Source organism: Fructobacillus evanidus (genome assembly GCF_963580165.1).
GTDB lineage: Bacteria > Bacillota > Bacilli > Lactobacillales > Lactobacillaceae > Fructobacillus > Fructobacillus evanidus.
This window is the reverse complement of record NZ_CAUZLM010000003.1, coordinates 145,455-159,812: the sequence shown is the minus strand read 5'-3', so window position 1 is coordinate 159,812 and position 14,358 is coordinate 145,455. Positions and strand designations below refer to the sequence as shown.

The 14,358-nt window shown below is 41.1% G+C and carries 19 protein-coding genes; 3 read left to right on the top strand and 16 right to left on the bottom strand.

What is annotated here, in order from left to right; translation table 11 throughout:
- Positions 1 to 24: 24 nt before the first annotated feature.
- The 14 genes from AABI08_RS03155 to AABI08_RS03090 form a co-directional block, all read right to left on the bottom strand.
- Entirely contained in the window at positions 25 to 1,002 is a 978-nt protein-coding gene (locus AABI08_RS03155; protein WP_338343779.1) for a hypothetical protein, read from the bottom strand.
- Between the two features lie 77 nt (positions 1,003 to 1,079).
- Positions 1,080 to 1,628: a DnaJ domain-containing protein gene (locus AABI08_RS03150; RefSeq protein ID WP_338343780.1), complete on the bottom strand. Its 549-nt coding sequence runs from the start codon at positions 1,626 to 1,628 to the stop codon at positions 1,080 to 1,082.
- An 87-nt stretch (positions 1,629 to 1,715) separates the two neighbouring features.
- Entirely contained in the window at positions 1,716 to 2,318 is a 603-nt protein-coding gene (gene fic, locus AABI08_RS03145) for a protein adenylyltransferase Fic (protein WP_338343781.1), read from the bottom strand.
- Positions 2,319 to 2,349: 31 nt separating this feature from the next.
- Positions 2,350 to 2,625, bottom strand: coding sequence for a type II toxin-antitoxin system YafQ family toxin (locus tag AABI08_RS03140; RefSeq protein WP_338343782.1), 276 nt, complete (start codon positions 2,623 to 2,625; stop codon positions 2,350 to 2,352).
- The gene (locus tag AABI08_RS03135) at positions 2,618 to 2,869 is read right to left on the bottom strand and encodes a type II toxin-antitoxin system RelB/DinJ family antitoxin (RefSeq protein ID WP_338343783.1); all 252 of its coding nucleotides are present in this window, start codon (positions 2,867 to 2,869) and stop codon (positions 2,618 to 2,620) included. The genes AABI08_RS03140 and AABI08_RS03135 overlap by 8 nt, the downstream gene beginning before the upstream one ends.
- A 69-nt stretch (positions 2,870 to 2,938) precedes the next feature.
- Complete coding sequence (locus tag AABI08_RS03130) at positions 2,939 to 3,244, bottom strand: hypothetical protein (RefSeq protein WP_338343784.1); 306 nt, start codon at positions 3,242 to 3,244, stop codon at positions 2,939 to 2,941.
- Positions 3,237 to 3,653, bottom strand: coding sequence for a hypothetical protein (locus AABI08_RS03125; protein ID WP_338343785.1), 417 nt, complete (start codon positions 3,651 to 3,653; stop codon positions 3,237 to 3,239). The genes AABI08_RS03130 and AABI08_RS03125 overlap by 8 nt, the downstream gene beginning before the upstream one ends.
- The gene (locus AABI08_RS03120) at positions 3,643 to 3,876 is read right to left on the bottom strand and encodes a hypothetical protein (protein ID WP_338343786.1); all 234 of its coding nucleotides are present in this window, start codon (positions 3,874 to 3,876) and stop codon (positions 3,643 to 3,645) included. The genes AABI08_RS03125 and AABI08_RS03120 overlap by 11 nt, the downstream gene beginning before the upstream one ends.
- On the bottom strand, positions 3,873 to 4,592 hold the full coding sequence (locus AABI08_RS03115) for a ParA family protein (RefSeq protein ID WP_338343787.1): 720 nt from the start codon (positions 4,590 to 4,592) through the stop codon (positions 3,873 to 3,875). Before AABI08_RS03115 ends, AABI08_RS03120 begins: the two co-directional genes overlap by 4 nt.
- Positions 4,573 to 4,899 carry a hypothetical protein gene (locus AABI08_RS03110; RefSeq protein WP_338343788.1) on the bottom strand — a complete coding sequence of 109 codons (327 nt, stop codon included), beginning with the start codon at positions 4,897 to 4,899 and terminating at the stop codon, positions 4,573 to 4,575. Before AABI08_RS03110 ends, AABI08_RS03115 begins: the two co-directional genes overlap by 20 nt.
- A 312-nt stretch (positions 4,900 to 5,211) precedes the next feature.
- Positions 5,212 to 6,015, bottom strand: a complete 804-nt coding sequence (locus AABI08_RS03105) for a replication initiator protein A (protein WP_338343789.1) — start codon at positions 6,013 to 6,015, stop codon at positions 5,212 to 5,214.
- A gap of 2 nt (positions 6,016 to 6,017) precedes the next feature.
- Positions 6,018 to 6,230, bottom strand: a complete 213-nt coding sequence (locus tag AABI08_RS03100) for a helix-turn-helix domain-containing protein (RefSeq protein WP_338344206.1) — start codon at positions 6,228 to 6,230, stop codon at positions 6,018 to 6,020.
- Between the two features lie 521 nt (positions 6,231 to 6,751).
- Positions 6,752 to 6,964, bottom strand: a complete 213-nt coding sequence (locus AABI08_RS03095) for a hypothetical protein (RefSeq protein WP_338343790.1) — start codon at positions 6,962 to 6,964, stop codon at positions 6,752 to 6,754.
- Between the two features lie 80 nt (positions 6,965 to 7,044).
- Positions 7,045 to 7,797 carry a 1,4-beta-N-acetylmuramidase gene (locus tag AABI08_RS03090; RefSeq protein ID WP_338343791.1) on the bottom strand — a complete coding sequence of 251 codons (753 nt, stop codon included), beginning with the start codon at positions 7,795 to 7,797 and terminating at the stop codon, positions 7,045 to 7,047.
- Between the two features lie 310 nt (positions 7,798 to 8,107).
- Between AABI08_RS03090 and AABI08_RS03085 the strand changes: the two genes are divergently transcribed.
- From AABI08_RS03085 to AABI08_RS03075, 3 genes are read left to right on the top strand one after another with little or no spacing between them, the layout of a single operon-like run.
- The gene (locus AABI08_RS03085; RefSeq protein ID WP_338343792.1) at positions 8,108 to 8,710 is read left to right on the top strand and encodes a hypothetical protein; all 603 of its coding nucleotides are present in this window, start codon (positions 8,108 to 8,110) and stop codon (positions 8,708 to 8,710) included.
- 24 nt (positions 8,711 to 8,734) lie between these two features.
- A complete protein-coding gene (locus tag AABI08_RS03080; protein ID WP_338343895.1) occupies positions 8,735 to 8,914 on the top strand; it encodes a hypothetical protein in 180 nt (59 codons plus the stop codon).
- Entirely contained in the window at positions 8,896 to 11,445 is a 2,550-nt protein-coding gene (locus AABI08_RS03075) for an AAA family ATPase (protein WP_338343793.1), read from the top strand. Before AABI08_RS03080 ends, AABI08_RS03075 begins: the two co-directional genes overlap by 19 nt.
- Before the next feature lie 50 nt (positions 11,446 to 11,495).
- On the opposite strand, the gene AABI08_RS03070 is transcribed toward AABI08_RS03075, so the two are convergent.
- On the bottom strand, positions 11,496 to 13,580 hold the full coding sequence (locus AABI08_RS03070) for a DNA topoisomerase (RefSeq protein WP_338343794.1): 2,085 nt from the start codon (positions 13,578 to 13,580) through the stop codon (positions 11,496 to 11,498).
- 267 nt (positions 13,581 to 13,847) lie between these two features.
- Positions 13,848 to 14,348: an NUDIX hydrolase gene (locus tag AABI08_RS03065; protein WP_338343795.1), complete on the bottom strand. Its 501-nt coding sequence runs from the start codon at positions 14,346 to 14,348 to the stop codon at positions 13,848 to 13,850.
- Between the last annotated feature and the right edge of the window lie 10 nt (positions 14,349 to 14,358).

The following is a 14,358-nucleotide window of genomic DNA, read 5'->3' as shown; positions in this document are numbered from 1 at the left end:
TGTCCTTAACTAATAAATTAATTCTTAATATGCACCATAACTAGCCGGCTGCATGTCTCCGGCATCCCATGCATGACTGTCACCATACTTCCCGGCAGCATTAAATGCATCATCATTTGATTTAAAACCACTTTGTTGCCAAATCACATCACCTTTCTCATTTTTCACCCAAGCCGTAAAAGTACGGGATGCGGTTGATGCAGCTGGCGTGCTTGTCGCAGGCTGACTTGCAGGTTGTTGGGCTGGTGCAGCCATTCCGGATTGAGCACTTTGATTTGATTGCACCGGTGATGAAATGGTTGCCTCACTACGATCAGCGTCTGGTGCACCTCCAAATCCTGGTGTCGTGGGGGTCTTTGTACCAGGAATCCGAAGGTAATAAGTACCATCATTGCCAAAGTCATAGGTAGTACCGTACATCGGTACTTGACCTTGTACAGCACGACCATCTTGGTCCGTGTAATACGTCAACCCCCAAGCTTGACGCCAGCCTTCATTTTGCCGGACACCATTAACAAACCAATAATAGGTACCCATGTAATAACGGAATCCTGTAAATAATTGACCATTTTCATACCAGCGATAGCCACCATTAGCAGGCGAACCATCCCAAACATAGCCTTGGACTGGACGTGAATAATACGTCCCATCATTCCCAAAGTTATAAACTTGGCCATCAATGACACGATTACCTTGAACAGCACGACCATCTTGGTCAGTGTAATACGTCAGCCCCCAAGCTTGACGCCAGCCTTCATTTTGGCGGACACCATTGACAAACCAATAGTAGGTGCCCATGTAGTAACGGAATCCTGTATAAGGATGACCATTTTCTAACCAGTTCCAGCCACCATTAGCTTGCGAAACTTCTGGCGAATAGACATAGCCATTTGCTGGCTTGTCTGCAGCGTGTGCTCCTGATCCGGCGAACAGAGCCAGCATCGTTGCACTAGCAATCATAACAGATGCTTTTTTAATCAATACAGTGGAATTTAACGTCATTTTCCCCTCCTTAGGGTTCTCATTTCTAGACCAAATTCATTTTACACAGTTATTATAACAAATATTGGACACAATCTTCATAGTGAAGGCGCAACACCGGTCATAATCCAATTAAAAATCAATAAAATTATCAAAAGGCCAATAGATGCCATAACAATAAAGGCAAATGCGCTAATAATAAGGCCCGGTATCATAGCCAAAATTGCAATAAGCCAGCAAACTGCCAAGAATGCCCAATAAATCAATAGACCAATAATTTTAATTGGCCAAAACAAAGCGCGCATCGCCAAGTAACAATAATCTTTAAACGTATATTGATACGGCTCTGATGTGATTGTCTCCTCTTGATAACCGGTCGAAGGCTCTTGTTGATTTAACGCATTCGTTAAATTCGACAAATCACGATACTGATTCAGCTGTTGATCATAACGACTTCTCGTTGATGGATCCGATAATACTTCATAAGCCGCTTGCACGGCAAGGTATTTGGCTTCAGCGCCTTCTTCGTGATTATGATCTGGATGAAAACGCTTCGATAGTGTTCGATACGCTTGTTTAACCATTTCTGGACTAGCATTTTGAGATAGCTCTAGTTCATCGTAGTAATTAACGAACTCATTTGACATCGATATTCCCTTTCGTAAACCCTTGTTTACTATTGTTTGAAAAAAAAGGCTCATTTTATAAGTTGACTTATATATTAAAACACTATTTTATAAATCTTTCGTTTTGAATACCTGATAACCTTCATAGGCATATGATTGATCAACGCCCTTCATGTAAACCTCACGGTTATTCACTTCAGAAGTTAATGACTTTTCCAGCAACTGACTTAGTTCTGTTGTGCGTATGGGGCTCCGTTCCATAGCGAAAAGATAGTCTTCTGGATTAACCTGTGACCAATCCACCACTTTCCCTAATGACTGCTTCAAGATTAAATCAAGCCAAATTCTTGTGGCGCGACCATTGCCTTCTCGAAAAGGATGAGCCACATTCATTTCAACGTACTTCGTTACAATTTCTTGAAAGTGATTCTGTGGCAAAGCATCAATCATGGTTAATGCCTCGCGTAAGTAAATAACAGGTGCAAAACGAAAATTACCTTTTGATAGATTGACCTGGCGTATTTCCCCGGCAAAATCGTAAACATCTTGAAAGAGAAAATAATGAATTTGTCTTAGGCCTTCAAAACTCCCAATTTCAATACGCTTAATTTTGCCCGAATCATATAACTGCTGAGCTCTTTTTTTCGTTAATCGTTCTTCTGCTTCGGCTAATGCCATTGAACTTGTCAAGCCTAACTTGTTATCGAGCATTTTCAGATTCCCTTCACTAAGTATTCATGCTTCAGCTAAATAAATCCGAATGGCTACCTGTATCAATCAATTCTAGATACTGGCCATGATAACGATAAATCAACAGCCAATCAGGCTTAATGTGCAATTCACGTTCTGGAAAGCGATTAACTAAAGCATGATCATTATAATGTGCAGGAAGTGGCTGATTATGGACCAACTGATCTAATACAATCTTAAAGTCCTCTTGATGGTATCGACCACCTTTCACAATTCTTTTAAGATTCTTTTTAAATTTACTTTGCACTCTTACCTTATATTCAGTCATCAGAACTTAAATACTCCCAAGCATCTTGGCTGGAATCGAAAGTAACATAATCATCACTCCGAATGGCCTCTTGTAACCTTTCGTTGGGTTGATAAAGTTCAAAGGGTAGTCCTTTAACCTCTAATGACTTCTTCGCAAAAAGGCGAAATGCGTCCGAAGCGGTCATGCCCATTTGTTGATACAGTTCTTCAACTGCCTTCTTATCTTCTTCTTCCATCCGAAAATGTACTTGTTGTGTCGCCATAATTTACTCCTTCTTGTGTCCAATTAGTGTGACTTGTTACTATAATGGTACCAATTGACACACAATTTTTCAAGAGCGTAAATGTTTTCCTCGTAAGGCCTTACTCGTAAAGCACAGCACATCATTGACTCGTTCTGCAACCAAAACCCGACCAACTTTCATTGTCTTAATTTGCTGCATTCCTTGCGTTAAGGACAGCTTTTCGCGAAATTCTCGTGGTTTGCCTTCCACATCAATTGTCTTGGGCTCACCTATCAGCCCATTAGCCCAAACTTCAAACAAACGGCCATCTTTTAAGATAGCAGTCGGTGTTTGGGGGCTTTCTTTAACAAAATCACTTAAGCTCCGATAACGAATACGTTTTATCTTATTCATAACGCTGCTCCTGCGTATAAGAAGCAATCGCTTGGTCAAGTGCTTGATCCAGCGTCACGCCGTGAGCATCCGCATATTCCCGAAGTAATTGAAAGGCCTTTTCAGACAAAGGCAAACTTCGATTCAAAAACTTCTGATCACTCATGACCAATTGGCCATTCACACGCTCTGCCAATAGCTGGTCACCTGCTCGGATAGTTTGAATATCATACAGTCCTTTTTGTAAGTCATATTTACGACGTACAACATAGTTCTGTCCATCAATTAAAGCCTTTTTTTCAGGCCCTAATAAGGCGCGCGGATGCAACTCTAAGATTTCGTGATTTTTCATCTTAGCCGTCGCAATTTGATTACTGACGGTTGCAAAACGACGTAAATCTTTTAACCCAACAGTCATATCATCGGTCATGTGCAGTCTCCTGTTCATAGTAGCCAGCGACAGATTGATGCAAGAGATATTTCATGGATCGACCTGTCAGCTGTTTTAAATCAGTCAATTGCTGATAAGTTTCCGAATCAACTTTGATTGATTTTTCCAACTGAGGACGATCAATACTGTGTCCTACTTTTGGCATTATTCGTCGCTGGTAAGATTTTTCTTCTTCATTACTATAACGACTAAATCGGCTCATGACAATACCTCCTCAAAGACGCGAGTTAGTTGATTTATCAACCCTTGATCATGACACTCAATGATTGGTGCGTCATCTGCCAACTTTGTTCGACGTGGTAAATAGCCACGATACTCTTGGTAATGATGCAATTCTTCGAGAAGTTCTTTGGAAGCATTTTCCGACAAGTTAATCTTATTGGCCACAAAGGTCAGCTTTGCTTGAACATCAAAATCTTGATTCAACTCTGAGACAAATTGCTTTAAATCAAGTAAAGCAACAAAGGAGTCCTTCGAGGCTTCTGCTACGCCAATCACTAAATCAGATACGATTAATGCGTTTTGCGTCAAGATACCTTCATCGTTTTCAGTATCAATAATCAAATAATCGTACTTGTCAGTAAGCTCTTGTTCATTTTGAGCCAACCACTTACCAAAAATAATCTCGCGCTGGCGACGAGTATTTAATCGTTCTTTTAATTGCTCAACAGTGCTATGACCTGCAATTAAATCGAGATTGTTTTTCAAAGCAATCGGTTTAACATCACCGTTCTCAAATAAATTAATAACGGTTTGATTTAAGTTCGTAAAGTGCCCATAACGATGTGTTAGATTGGCTGAGTCATCAAAATCCATCAATAAGACTCGATGATCTTGTTTCAAAAATTCTGCTAAATTATAAGCCAGTGTTGTCTTACCAGCACCACCTTTATTGACATTAATCGTTATGATTTTCATGTTGAACTCCTTTGTCAGCCATGTCAGGGACTTTTGAAAACTCATACAAACTGGTTGCGACTAATTTTTGAGAATAGCGCTTGGCAACCAGTTGATCGCCAACTCGAACATTTTTGATTTTCGAGATTGCTCGTTGGAAGTCCATGCGGAACTTTGCATCAGTATAAACACCACCAATGATGGCATTATGCCGAGTGTAATATAAGCCATCGGGACGTAATTCACCGAGCTTCCCATTCACTAATAGGACGGTTGCGTTTCCTTTTTTCCCTAACCGACGTAGGTCGTTCATTGTTAATTCATACATACATATTTCCTCCTGAGGTTTGTACGGCCATTTATGGCGTTGTGCTTACTTCTTGCCATCATGTAGTGGCGAAGAGCGACAGCGTTTTTTATGCAAGTGTTTCAGTCCTAAATCACCTTCACTTATGGTCTGAAACCAGTGTAGACGGGCCTTGTTGTACACAAGTATAGCCACTCCCCTATTCGTATATCCCTAGTCTGCTAATCAGGACGTGGCTTTTCATCAATTGTCAATGTGCGAGGCCTTTTAACGTCTTGCCAAGGACAGAGGAGCGAGCGTGCTTCCAATCAGTTGCTTAATTGGAATACCGCTTTATTTTGGCGACTGAAAGTCCGGTAACTGCTTCTTAAGATCAAGGTCTAGTGTTTCACAACAACGCTGTATATAGACCATGTTTCCCGAGTCATTATTAGCGGCCTTGGTAATTGCCTCACTAACAAGAAGAGAACCATACTGATTTTTTAACTGTTCAAGTGTGCGCTTTTTAACTGGCGACATCTTCGATTCAGTTTCTTGGATGTATTGATCAACGAGTAAATCCATGTCCGATTTCGTTTGGGTATATACATAGTCATCATCTTCATCATCAACAGAATTATTTTCAGTATGATTAAAGTCAGTATCACTATACTCAGTATCATTAGGGTGTCGTTTTGACACTTCTTGAAGTGTGGTTTTGACATTTCTTGAAGTGTCATTTTGACATTTCTTGAAGTGTCGTTTTGACACTTCAGCCTCTACCAATGGTTCTGAGCTATTTATGAGAGAATTATCATCATCAGCAACACCAAGATACAACCGATTTGGCTTACTTAGACCTTGACGAACCTCCTCTAGTAGATCAAACTCAGCGAGATCTCGTTTAATTGCAATCACTTTTTTATTGCCACACCCCAAAATTTCCTGGAGAGCCGCAATCGTGAAAACAAAATAGACATTTTGCTTTTCATCAATCCAGCCGTTCTTTAACGACAGTTCAAATCTATCTCGAAGTATGGCGTAAGCTGTTTTGGATTCAAGTTTCATATCCTTGTACTTTTCAGAAGTGAAAAATATTTTTGGAAGACGATAAAACTGTTCAAATGTTTTAACTTGCTCTAATGAAATTCGCTGCATTGTTAAAAATCCACCTTCCCGGCTAGCTCATTCAGTGACATACCGACTGCTCGAGCAATCCCTTCTGCGTGAACAGCGGTTACAGACTTAACTCGCCCCCGTTCAAGATTAGAAATGATTGATTGCGATACACCTGCGCGCCTTGCAAATTCGGTTTGAGATAGCCGACGACTAGTTCGCTGTTCCTTAATGAATGTGCCAATATTCTGTTTCATTCTGTTTACCTCGATACAATATATGTACATCTGCTTAAAAAAGTGCAAAAAAAATAAGCCAACAAAGGGCTTATTTTTTCATCTACCAAAAGGTTATGAAAACCGTTGGTATAATAATAATTTAAAGACCTTTGTTGACTTTTATTTTACAAGTTACGATTCTTTATTATCCATCCAAAATGACTGAAATAACCCCCCTGTGTTTTCTATTTTTGTTGTTTTTGGGTCATTTGGACAAAATTAACGGTTAATTTTTTACTTGTATACTGCTTTAAACAAGGATTTTTTATTTTTTTTGCTTTACTTAATTGATTTTTCTAACGATTTCTTCGTGTGGCCACACATTAATACAAATTGATGTTGGTGTCTATAATAGTAGCATCAATTTGTCGCTGTCTGTCGACTGGCCATTAGGGACGCCAATAAAACTTATGATTTAATTAATACAATACGTATTCAACGTTAATAAAAAAGTTCTTACTTGATTCAAGTAAGAACTTTAAATTTACTAACGAGTTTAATTAAATGTGATTAGCAATCGTTTGACTTTCTAATGAGGTTGACCAACCGATTAACGATGGTATTTGCCAATCTTCTGTCAGGTAATGACCATTAACTGGTTTCGTCCCGTCTAGAACCTGATGCATCTCATCGAGTGTAAAGTGATTTGGTGTTGACGAATTATTGCCCTCCCAATAGAAACTACCTTGACCATCCCAAATATGTAGTTTCACACTTTCTGAGCCATTAAACATGTGCGTTGATATTGTGCTGCCAATTATTGCTGTGTTGCAGTTTGCGACGAAGAAGATGGTCAACTTACAACTGGTTGAATAGCTTGCCCAGTTTGAGTTGGAGTTATTGTTGCCTCACTACGATCAACGTCTGGTGCACCTCCAAATCCTGGCGTGGTAGCAGTCTTTGTACCAGGAATCCGAAGATAATAAGTGCCATCATTTCCAAAATCATAAGTAGTACCGTACATCGGTACTTGACCTTGAACGGCTCGGCCATCTTGATCAGTATAATACATAAGCCCCCAAGCTTGATGCCAGCCTTCATTTTGGCGTACACCATCTACAAACCAATAGTAGGTTCCCATATAATAACGGAATCCTGTGAATAGTTGGCCATTTTGATACCAGCGATAGCCCCCATTTTGTGCGGAACCATCATAAACATAGCCTTGTACTGGGCGCTCATAATAAGTGCCATCTTCACCAAAATTATAAACCGTACCATCAATCACACGAGTTCCCTGAACGGCACGGCCATCTTGATCAGTATAATACGTCAGCCCCCAAGCTTGTCGCCAACCTTCATTTTGACGTACACCATTCACGAACCAGTAATAAGTACCCATGTAGTAGCGGAAACCTGTATAAGGTTGACCATTTTCCAACCAGTTCCAGCCTCCGTTTGCCTGCGACACTTCCGGTGAATATACATACCCCGTCAATTGCCTATCAGCTGCCTGAGCTCCTAGTCCAGTGAATAAGGCCACTACGGTAGCACCAGCAAGAAGTGAAGCTATTTTTTTAATCAATACGGTTGAATCTAACGTCATTTTTTCTCTCCCTATGCGCACTTTCATATTATGAATTTGTTCAGCTCTATTGTATCAAAGTGAACGGCTAATTTTGGTTATAATTTAGTTGAGACTCTTATATAATCGTAAAGTATTGTATAAGATTTTTAAATTTACTTTGTGATTGAAATCTATAAACTAAACGCAAGTTGTCATAATAGTCGAAATATAGTTATTATTTGAATAGAATAGAGTGCTACGATAAGTAGAAAAATATATTTTTTATCGCACAAATACATTTTTGAACATGAATGACCTAAAAAATAGCAAAAAGGAGACTTTTGTAATCATGGAAAAAATTTACGAACTCAAAGAGAAAGTTGACACTGACCTTAAAAATAATTTAATTCCCGAACTTAAGGATGGGATAAAATTTGGACAATCTTTTATAAAGCAATTACAGCCTGAAAATGGAAAATCGGTTACCGAATTAAAAAAGAATTCCACAATGTTTAATGATTTAACAACATTTAACAAAGAGGAACTTTTAAATCATTTTGGAAATTTATTATCTAACAATAACAAATACAATTATGTATGGATTGGTATTCATTCAACGAATATTGACCCTATTATTACAGTTATTGGAAGAACCAGTTTTGCTGAAAACGCAACTATTCAGGGTGATCTATTTAAGGAATACCGCTTAACGGGAACCATGAAAATGATAGTAAATCAGGTGGTACAGGAATTATTAGATAAATATCAAGCAGAAAAATTAGACAGTGAATATATATATCACGAATTGAATAAGTACACTACAGAAGCTATTATTTTCCCATTCGCGATAATAGATGATAAAAATAATTCTGTTGTGTATAAAAACAAAGTGGAACAATTTATTAAAGACATTGTTAGCGACTTTAATATTAAAATTTTAAATAAAAAATAATTATAAATTTTGAGGATAATATCCGTGACAAAAATTGTTGTGTTAGATGGCTATGAATTAAACCATGATTTAAACTGGGCAAGTCTGTCGACCCTTGGTCATTGTACCTTTGCCCTCCTTTATGCTATTACTGACAGTAAAGAAGTTAACGATCAATATTTTAGTTATCAATCAGGAGGTCATCCATGGCGGAAAACAAACTGACACCGATACAGATTAAAGTTCGCGGAGGTCGGGTTCATAATTTAAAGAATATTAATGTGGATATTCCTTTGAACCAGTTTGTGGCCATTTCGGGCCTATCTGGTTCGGGGAAATCATCACTCGCCATGGGCATTCTTTTTTCTGAGGGATCTCGTCGTTACTTGGAATCTCTATCAACTTATACCCGTAACCGGATGAGTCAAAGTCAAGTTGCTGACGTTGATTCAGTTGAATTTATTCCGGCAGCCGTCGCTCTGAGACAGCGCCCTGCTATTCCTGGTGAGCGATCCACCGTTGGTTCGATTAGTGAGCTGGAAAATCTGGTTCGCCTAATTTTTTCACGGTTAGCTTCCCCGGTTTGTCCAAATGGCCATCGGTTGGCCCCTTCTGCAGCAATTGCTCAGGCGATGAACGCCAGTGAAAAAGCTAATTTACAAGATAACTCAGATCAATTAACCTGTCCCGTGTGTGGTGTCACTTTTCGCCCGTTTTCTGCTGAGGATTTTTCGGCAAATAGTACTGGTGCTTGCCCAACTTGTCATGGATCTGGTGAAGTCCGCCAACTTGATGAAAGTAAAATCATCAAGGACCCTCGCCTGACGATTCAAGAAGGTGCCGTTGCTTCGTGGCACTTGCCCGGTCGCAACTTTATGCCATCAATTGCTCAAAGTTTAGGTGTGCGACTCAATGTTCCTTACCAAAACCTGAGTGAAAAAGAGCGGCAAATTGTGTTACACGGTGAGAAAAAGCTGTACCCAGTTGACTTTCATACTTCGACTGGTCGTGTTTATCATTCTGACGGGAGCCTCTATGAAAACGCCTATGATGCGGTGCTAGATTCTCTTGATTCTGTCAAAAGCCTAGCAACGCTCAAGAAGCTAAATAAGTTCTTTCATTTTTCAACTTGCCCAACTTGCCATGGTTCGCGTCTCAATCCGGATCTGTTAAAGCAGACAATCAATGACCAGGACATTGTTGCTATTAATCACTTACCCTTGGAAAATCTAAAAGATTGGGGTCAACAGACGCTCACTACCCTGCCCTCTGGGCTGAAAAAGCTTGGTCAGGAACTTTTTAAAAACCTTAATCAGATTTTGCAACCAGTATTGGACCTTGGCCTCGGCTACCTATCCCTAGATCGACCCGGTGCATCGCTTTCAACCGGTGAACTGCAGCGGTTACAGTTAGCGAAGACAATCCGGGCACACACCACTGGTGTTCTCTATGTTTTAGATGAGCCATCCATCGGACTTCATCCCGATAATATTAAGGGGCTCATCAAGATTTTTCAGACCCTGGTTGATCAAGGAAATTCCTTAGTAGTCGTTGATCACCAGGTTGATTTAATTGCGGCGGCAGACTGGATTATTGAAATCGGGCCTGGCGCCGGAGAAAACGGCGGTCAGGTAATTGGAGCTGGTCGACCTGACCAGTTAGCCCAAAATCGTCATTCTTTGATTGGCCCTTACTTGACTGGTACCGTTAATATTTTGCATGATAAGGTTCAATCCCCGGCTGGAGAAGAAGCCGGTCAGACAAGCATGACTGTAGCTGACTACTATAACTTGAAAAATGACCAAATTCACCTACCTAACCAAGCCATTACCGCCGTCACGGGATTTTCCGGAGCTGGAAAAACCTCGCTGATTTTAAAAAGTTTAGTACCGGCGATTAATGCTAAGGGTAACGATGAAAATAGCCCCAAACAAGTAAGTGCACTTAAAACTCCTCTAAAAAAAGCAATTACAATTGACGCTAAACCGATTGGACGCAACACTCGCTCTACTTTAGCCACCTACACGACCATCATGAATGACCTTCGAACCCTTTTTGCTAGTCAACCAGCTGCCAAAGAACAGAAAATGACTGCCAAATATTTTTCTTATAACAACAAGGAAGGTGCTTGCCCAACGTGTACTGGTCTAGGTGTGATTACGGAAGACATTCAGTTTTTGCCCGACATTATCGAAACCTGTCCTAACTGTCATGGCGGTCGTTTTAATGAAGCAGTTCGTAAAATAACCTGGCATGGGTATTCAATTGTTGATGTGCTCGCTCTATCAGTCCGAGATGCATTGCCGGTGTTTGCTGACCAACCGAAAATCAAGCAGCAATTAGACTTGCTCGTCGAAATCGGCCTCGACTACCTGCACTTGGGGGAAGCTACCCCAGCGCTTTCGGGCGGTGAAGCGCAGCGATTAAAGTTAGTGACTCACTTGAATAAAAGCCAAGCCAAGACTTTATTTGTTTTTGATGAACCTTCCATTGGGCTGCATCCTATTGATATTCAAACTTTGTTGGGTGTCTTGAACAAGCTTAAGGAAACTGGCGCCACGATTGTCCTGATTACCCATGACCTAAATCTGATGGCCAATGCGGATTACTTGATTGATCTTGGTCCCAAGGGTGGTGACCAAGGTGGACAGATTATGGCGATGGGTCAGCCATTGGCCTTGGCTAAAACCGGCACTTCGTTAACTCTTCAGTATTTACGGTCACACTTGCAGAAATTCGATTTGCTCAAAAATTGATTAAAAAGAAAACCTCGGATTTTTTGAAATCCGGGGCTTTTTGCTACTCTTTATTTCTTCTTTTTTCTCGGTTCAAATTCTGGCTTAAAGCCAATGTATTGATGTTTACGGTAAACTTGTTTTGCTAATTTACCAGAAACTTCGTATGGTCGGCCATACCGACTTTTAGCTTGAAAGTGAATGGTCTTGCCAGCTAATAAATCAGCAGTTTCCTGCTCTGTAAAGCGGTGACCTGAGAATTCATTGCTAAAGGAGACCTCGCTCCCCTGCCAAATGCCGGTTGCCTTCTCCTTTTTTGGAACGCTTTTTTTGGCCTTAGCTTGTGGCTTTCCTAAGACTGCTTCCAGCTGGTTAGCATTGTTCATCATCACGGGAATGTCATGATTCACGGTTTTAACGATTGAGTCCAGTGCCTGGTCAGCGGTCATTTCAAATTTGCCAACTTGATCAAAAATATCAAAAACCCGCTTGGTAGTCTTGGGGTTGGCTAACCAAGTGTTTTGAGCCAGAATGGCAACGGCTTGACCGTCTGTTGTGAGGTCAATTTTGCCCTTTTTATCAATAATATAGGCATTTTTACCACTCGATAGTTCACCGTAGGTACTTGTCCGTGTGGCTCCCGTGCCAATCTCATTCTTTTCCAAGAAGGTCTTGAGCCACTGCCAGGTTGGCGTTGTTGGCTTTGGATTCTGCCCCTCATGAACAAAGAGGTCTGCTGTTTGCCCCAGGGCTTTCGACTTAGAGTCTTCCTCGTCTTGGTCTTGATTTTGATCCTGGTAGACGGCTTTCCATCCTAATGAAAGTGGATTGTTTAAGATCGTTTTAAAATCAGGGTACTCAACGATAGAACCTTTAATCTGCTGGTAATGATAATCCTCGGCAAACATCGCTAAAAAGTTTTTCGCTAACGTTTGATAGATCCGCTTAGCAGATGGGCCGTATGATTGCAGTGCTTCTAGACTTGCGGGAACCTTTGGGCCAGGTCGGTTAGCCCCGTGGGCACCCTCTTCCTTGACATGTGTTTTACGAGGGTCCCTATGAGTAAGTAAACTTACGTCGGTGCCCACTATTTGCGCAATTTTGTCGACTAGCGGCAGCATATCTTGGAATTGCTCGGGGGTAATTGTCTTATCTTCCGTTCGTGGATAAGACACGATTTGCGCTTCGTATAGTTTTTGGTAGGTGGCCAGAACCTCCTTGGCCTTATAGCCCTCTTTAGCTAAAATGGCCGAGAGTGAGGACAAGTCGAGCAACTTTGGTGGCTTAGTACTTTTTTTAGTCACTGAATCTTGCTGGACCTGTCCTGATTTTGCAAAGGATTCGGCGGCTTGAAGGGCCTCAGGGCTGGGATAGCGGAAAGAAACCACTTCCTGTTTTGGGTCAACTACTCGAGCATAGACATTTCCCTGGTCATCTCGAAAGCGGTACTCAAAATAAGGGACCTTTTGGTAGTTTTTAATGGCTTGGAGTTGTTGATAGATTTTCAACAGCATCGCTGATTTTAACCGGCCTTGCCGTGATACAAGTGAGTAGCCCTGCTTTTTGGTCAATGTCGTTGCCGCCCGGGTTAGCTGCATCGAGGCAAAATCCCACTTGTTGCGGGTTAGCCCCTTTTGATAGGCCCCGTGTCGGTCCTTACTTTCAATGGCGGTCAATTGAGTGAGTGCCTTGATCAAACTTTTTGGACTTTCATCTGCAAAATTAGCTCGGAAAACTTGTCCCTGCCATTTGATGGCATCAATGGCCTCCCAGGCTAGCAGGTCCCCCTCTCCTGACGGATCAGTATCGGTCGCAATGATGAGCCCATCGACATTTTTGGCCTTGGTTTTGAGGTCATCAATCAAGCTCTTAGTGCTTTCTGATTTTTTACTGCGGGGGTTCCAGGAACGAATGTAAGTTCTTTTCCAAGACAAATCCTGCAAGTCCCATGGCAAATCAGCCAGTTTCCATGATTTGTATTTTGCTTTTAAATCAGCTGGAACCTGGTCTTCCGGTTCCCTTAAAGTCATGACATGGCCACGTAGGTTTGTTAACTCATAATCATAGTGGGCAACATGACCCGTTGACCCGCCCAGTGCCTTTTCAAAATTGCGGCGAGCGCTCGGCTTCTCGGTGATAATTAAATACTTTGTCAAGCGTCAACCTCCTTTGTATTACGTCTAACGTTGTAAATCTTTACTGATGAGAAAAACGATGTAGTTGTTGCTACACCGTTTTTTTAGTCAAAAGTCACTCGCATAGTGACTATCGTACTTTGTTTTCCTAACCAATATTATAGCATGAGTACTGGTTCGAACCGGTTAACGCTCTTGCTAGCTTCATCTGATTGATGATTGAACATGCCGTGATTAGGAGTAATTAGTCCTTTACGAGACGTATTGGTTGGACGGTCATCAAACCACCTAAAAAACAGGTTTCGTCAAAACTTTCCACTGTGAAAAACGGCAATCAGCAGTATCGAAATGTTTGTTGTGTAGCAGGTATTCCTTTGCTTTCAATACTAAGGGGGAACTATTTTGTTCTGTTAACAAATCAAGGGGGACAAACAAGGACCCAAGGGAATCTTGACCGAGAAATTGCAGTGGCGTTTCCGTTAATCCACCACTGACTCTTTCAACCTCATAAAAGACTGCAATATGCTGGTTCATGTTGAAATCTAAATACTGCCATGGGTAAATAAAACTAGTCGTTCCAATTTGTCTGGCCTTTTCAACCGTCAAATCAGTCTCCTCCTTGACTTCACGGACTAGTGCATGCTCAAGTGGCTCACCTGATTCAAGGCTACCACCTGGTAAATCATAGCGGTTTAAATAGGGACCAGCATTCTTCTTAATAACAACTAAGCCATGGTGTTCTTCATAAAGAATGCCATAGACGCCAAAGGCACGGTGGTAATGTTCCATACTGATTTCC

What these genes read in the sequence shown, in the direction of transcription:
- AABI08_RS03115 (WP_338343787.1), bottom strand. Translation starts at nt 4,592, where the DNA reads ATGAAAATCATAACGATTAATGTCAATAAAGGTGGTGCTGGTAAGACA.
- AABI08_RS03120 (WP_338343786.1), bottom strand. Translation starts at nt 3,876, where the DNA reads ATGAGCCGATTTAGTCGTTATAGTAATGAAGAAGAAAAATCTTACCAG.
- AABI08_RS03125 (WP_338343785.1), bottom strand. Translation starts at nt 3,653, where the DNA reads ATGACCGATGATATGACTGTTGGGTTAAAAGATTTACGTCGTTTTGCA.
- AABI08_RS03090 (WP_338343791.1), bottom strand. Translation starts at nt 7,797, where the DNA reads ATGACGTTAGATTCAACCGTATTGATTAAAAAAATAGCTTCACTTCTT.
- AABI08_RS03135 (WP_338343783.1), bottom strand. Translation starts at nt 2,869, where the DNA reads ATGGCGACACAACAAGTACATTTTCGGATGGAAGAAGAAGATAAGAAG.
- AABI08_RS03085 (WP_338343792.1), top strand. Translation starts at nt 8,108, where the DNA reads ATGGAAAAAATTTACGAACTCAAAGAGAAAGTTGACACTGACCTTAAA.
- AABI08_RS03065 (WP_338343795.1), bottom strand. Translation starts at nt 14,348, where the DNA reads ATGGAACATTACCACCGTGCCTTTGGCGTCTATGGCATTCTTTATGAA.
- fic (WP_338343781.1), bottom strand. Translation starts at nt 2,318, where the DNA reads ATGCTCGATAACAAGTTAGGCTTGACAAGTTCAATGGCATTAGCCGAA.
- AABI08_RS03140 (WP_338343782.1), bottom strand. Translation starts at nt 2,625, where the DNA reads ATGACTGAATATAAGGTAAGAGTGCAAAGTAAATTTAAAAAGAATCTT.
- AABI08_RS03130 (WP_338343784.1), bottom strand. Translation starts at nt 3,244, where the DNA reads ATGAATAAGATAAAACGTATTCGTTATCGGAGCTTAAGTGATTTTGTT.
- AABI08_RS03110 (WP_338343788.1), bottom strand. Translation starts at nt 4,899, where the DNA reads ATGTATGAATTAACAATGAACGACCTACGTCGGTTAGGGAAAAAAGGA.
- AABI08_RS03150 (WP_338343780.1), bottom strand. Translation starts at nt 1,628, where the DNA reads ATGTCAAATGAGTTCGTTAATTACTACGATGAACTAGAGCTATCTCAA.
- AABI08_RS03155 (WP_338343779.1), bottom strand. Translation starts at nt 1,002, where the DNA reads ATGACGTTAAATTCCACTGTATTGATTAAAAAAGCATCTGTTATGATT.
- AABI08_RS03075 (WP_338343793.1), top strand. Translation starts at nt 8,896, where the DNA reads ATGGCGGAAAACAAACTGACACCGATACAGATTAAAGTTCGCGGAGGT.
- AABI08_RS03105 (WP_338343789.1), bottom strand. Translation starts at nt 6,015, where the DNA reads ATGCAGCGAATTTCATTAGAGCAAGTTAAAACATTTGAACAGTTTTAT.
- AABI08_RS03100 (WP_338344206.1), bottom strand. Translation starts at nt 6,230, where the DNA reads ATGAAACAGAATATTGGCACATTCATTAAGGAACAGCGAACTAGTCGT.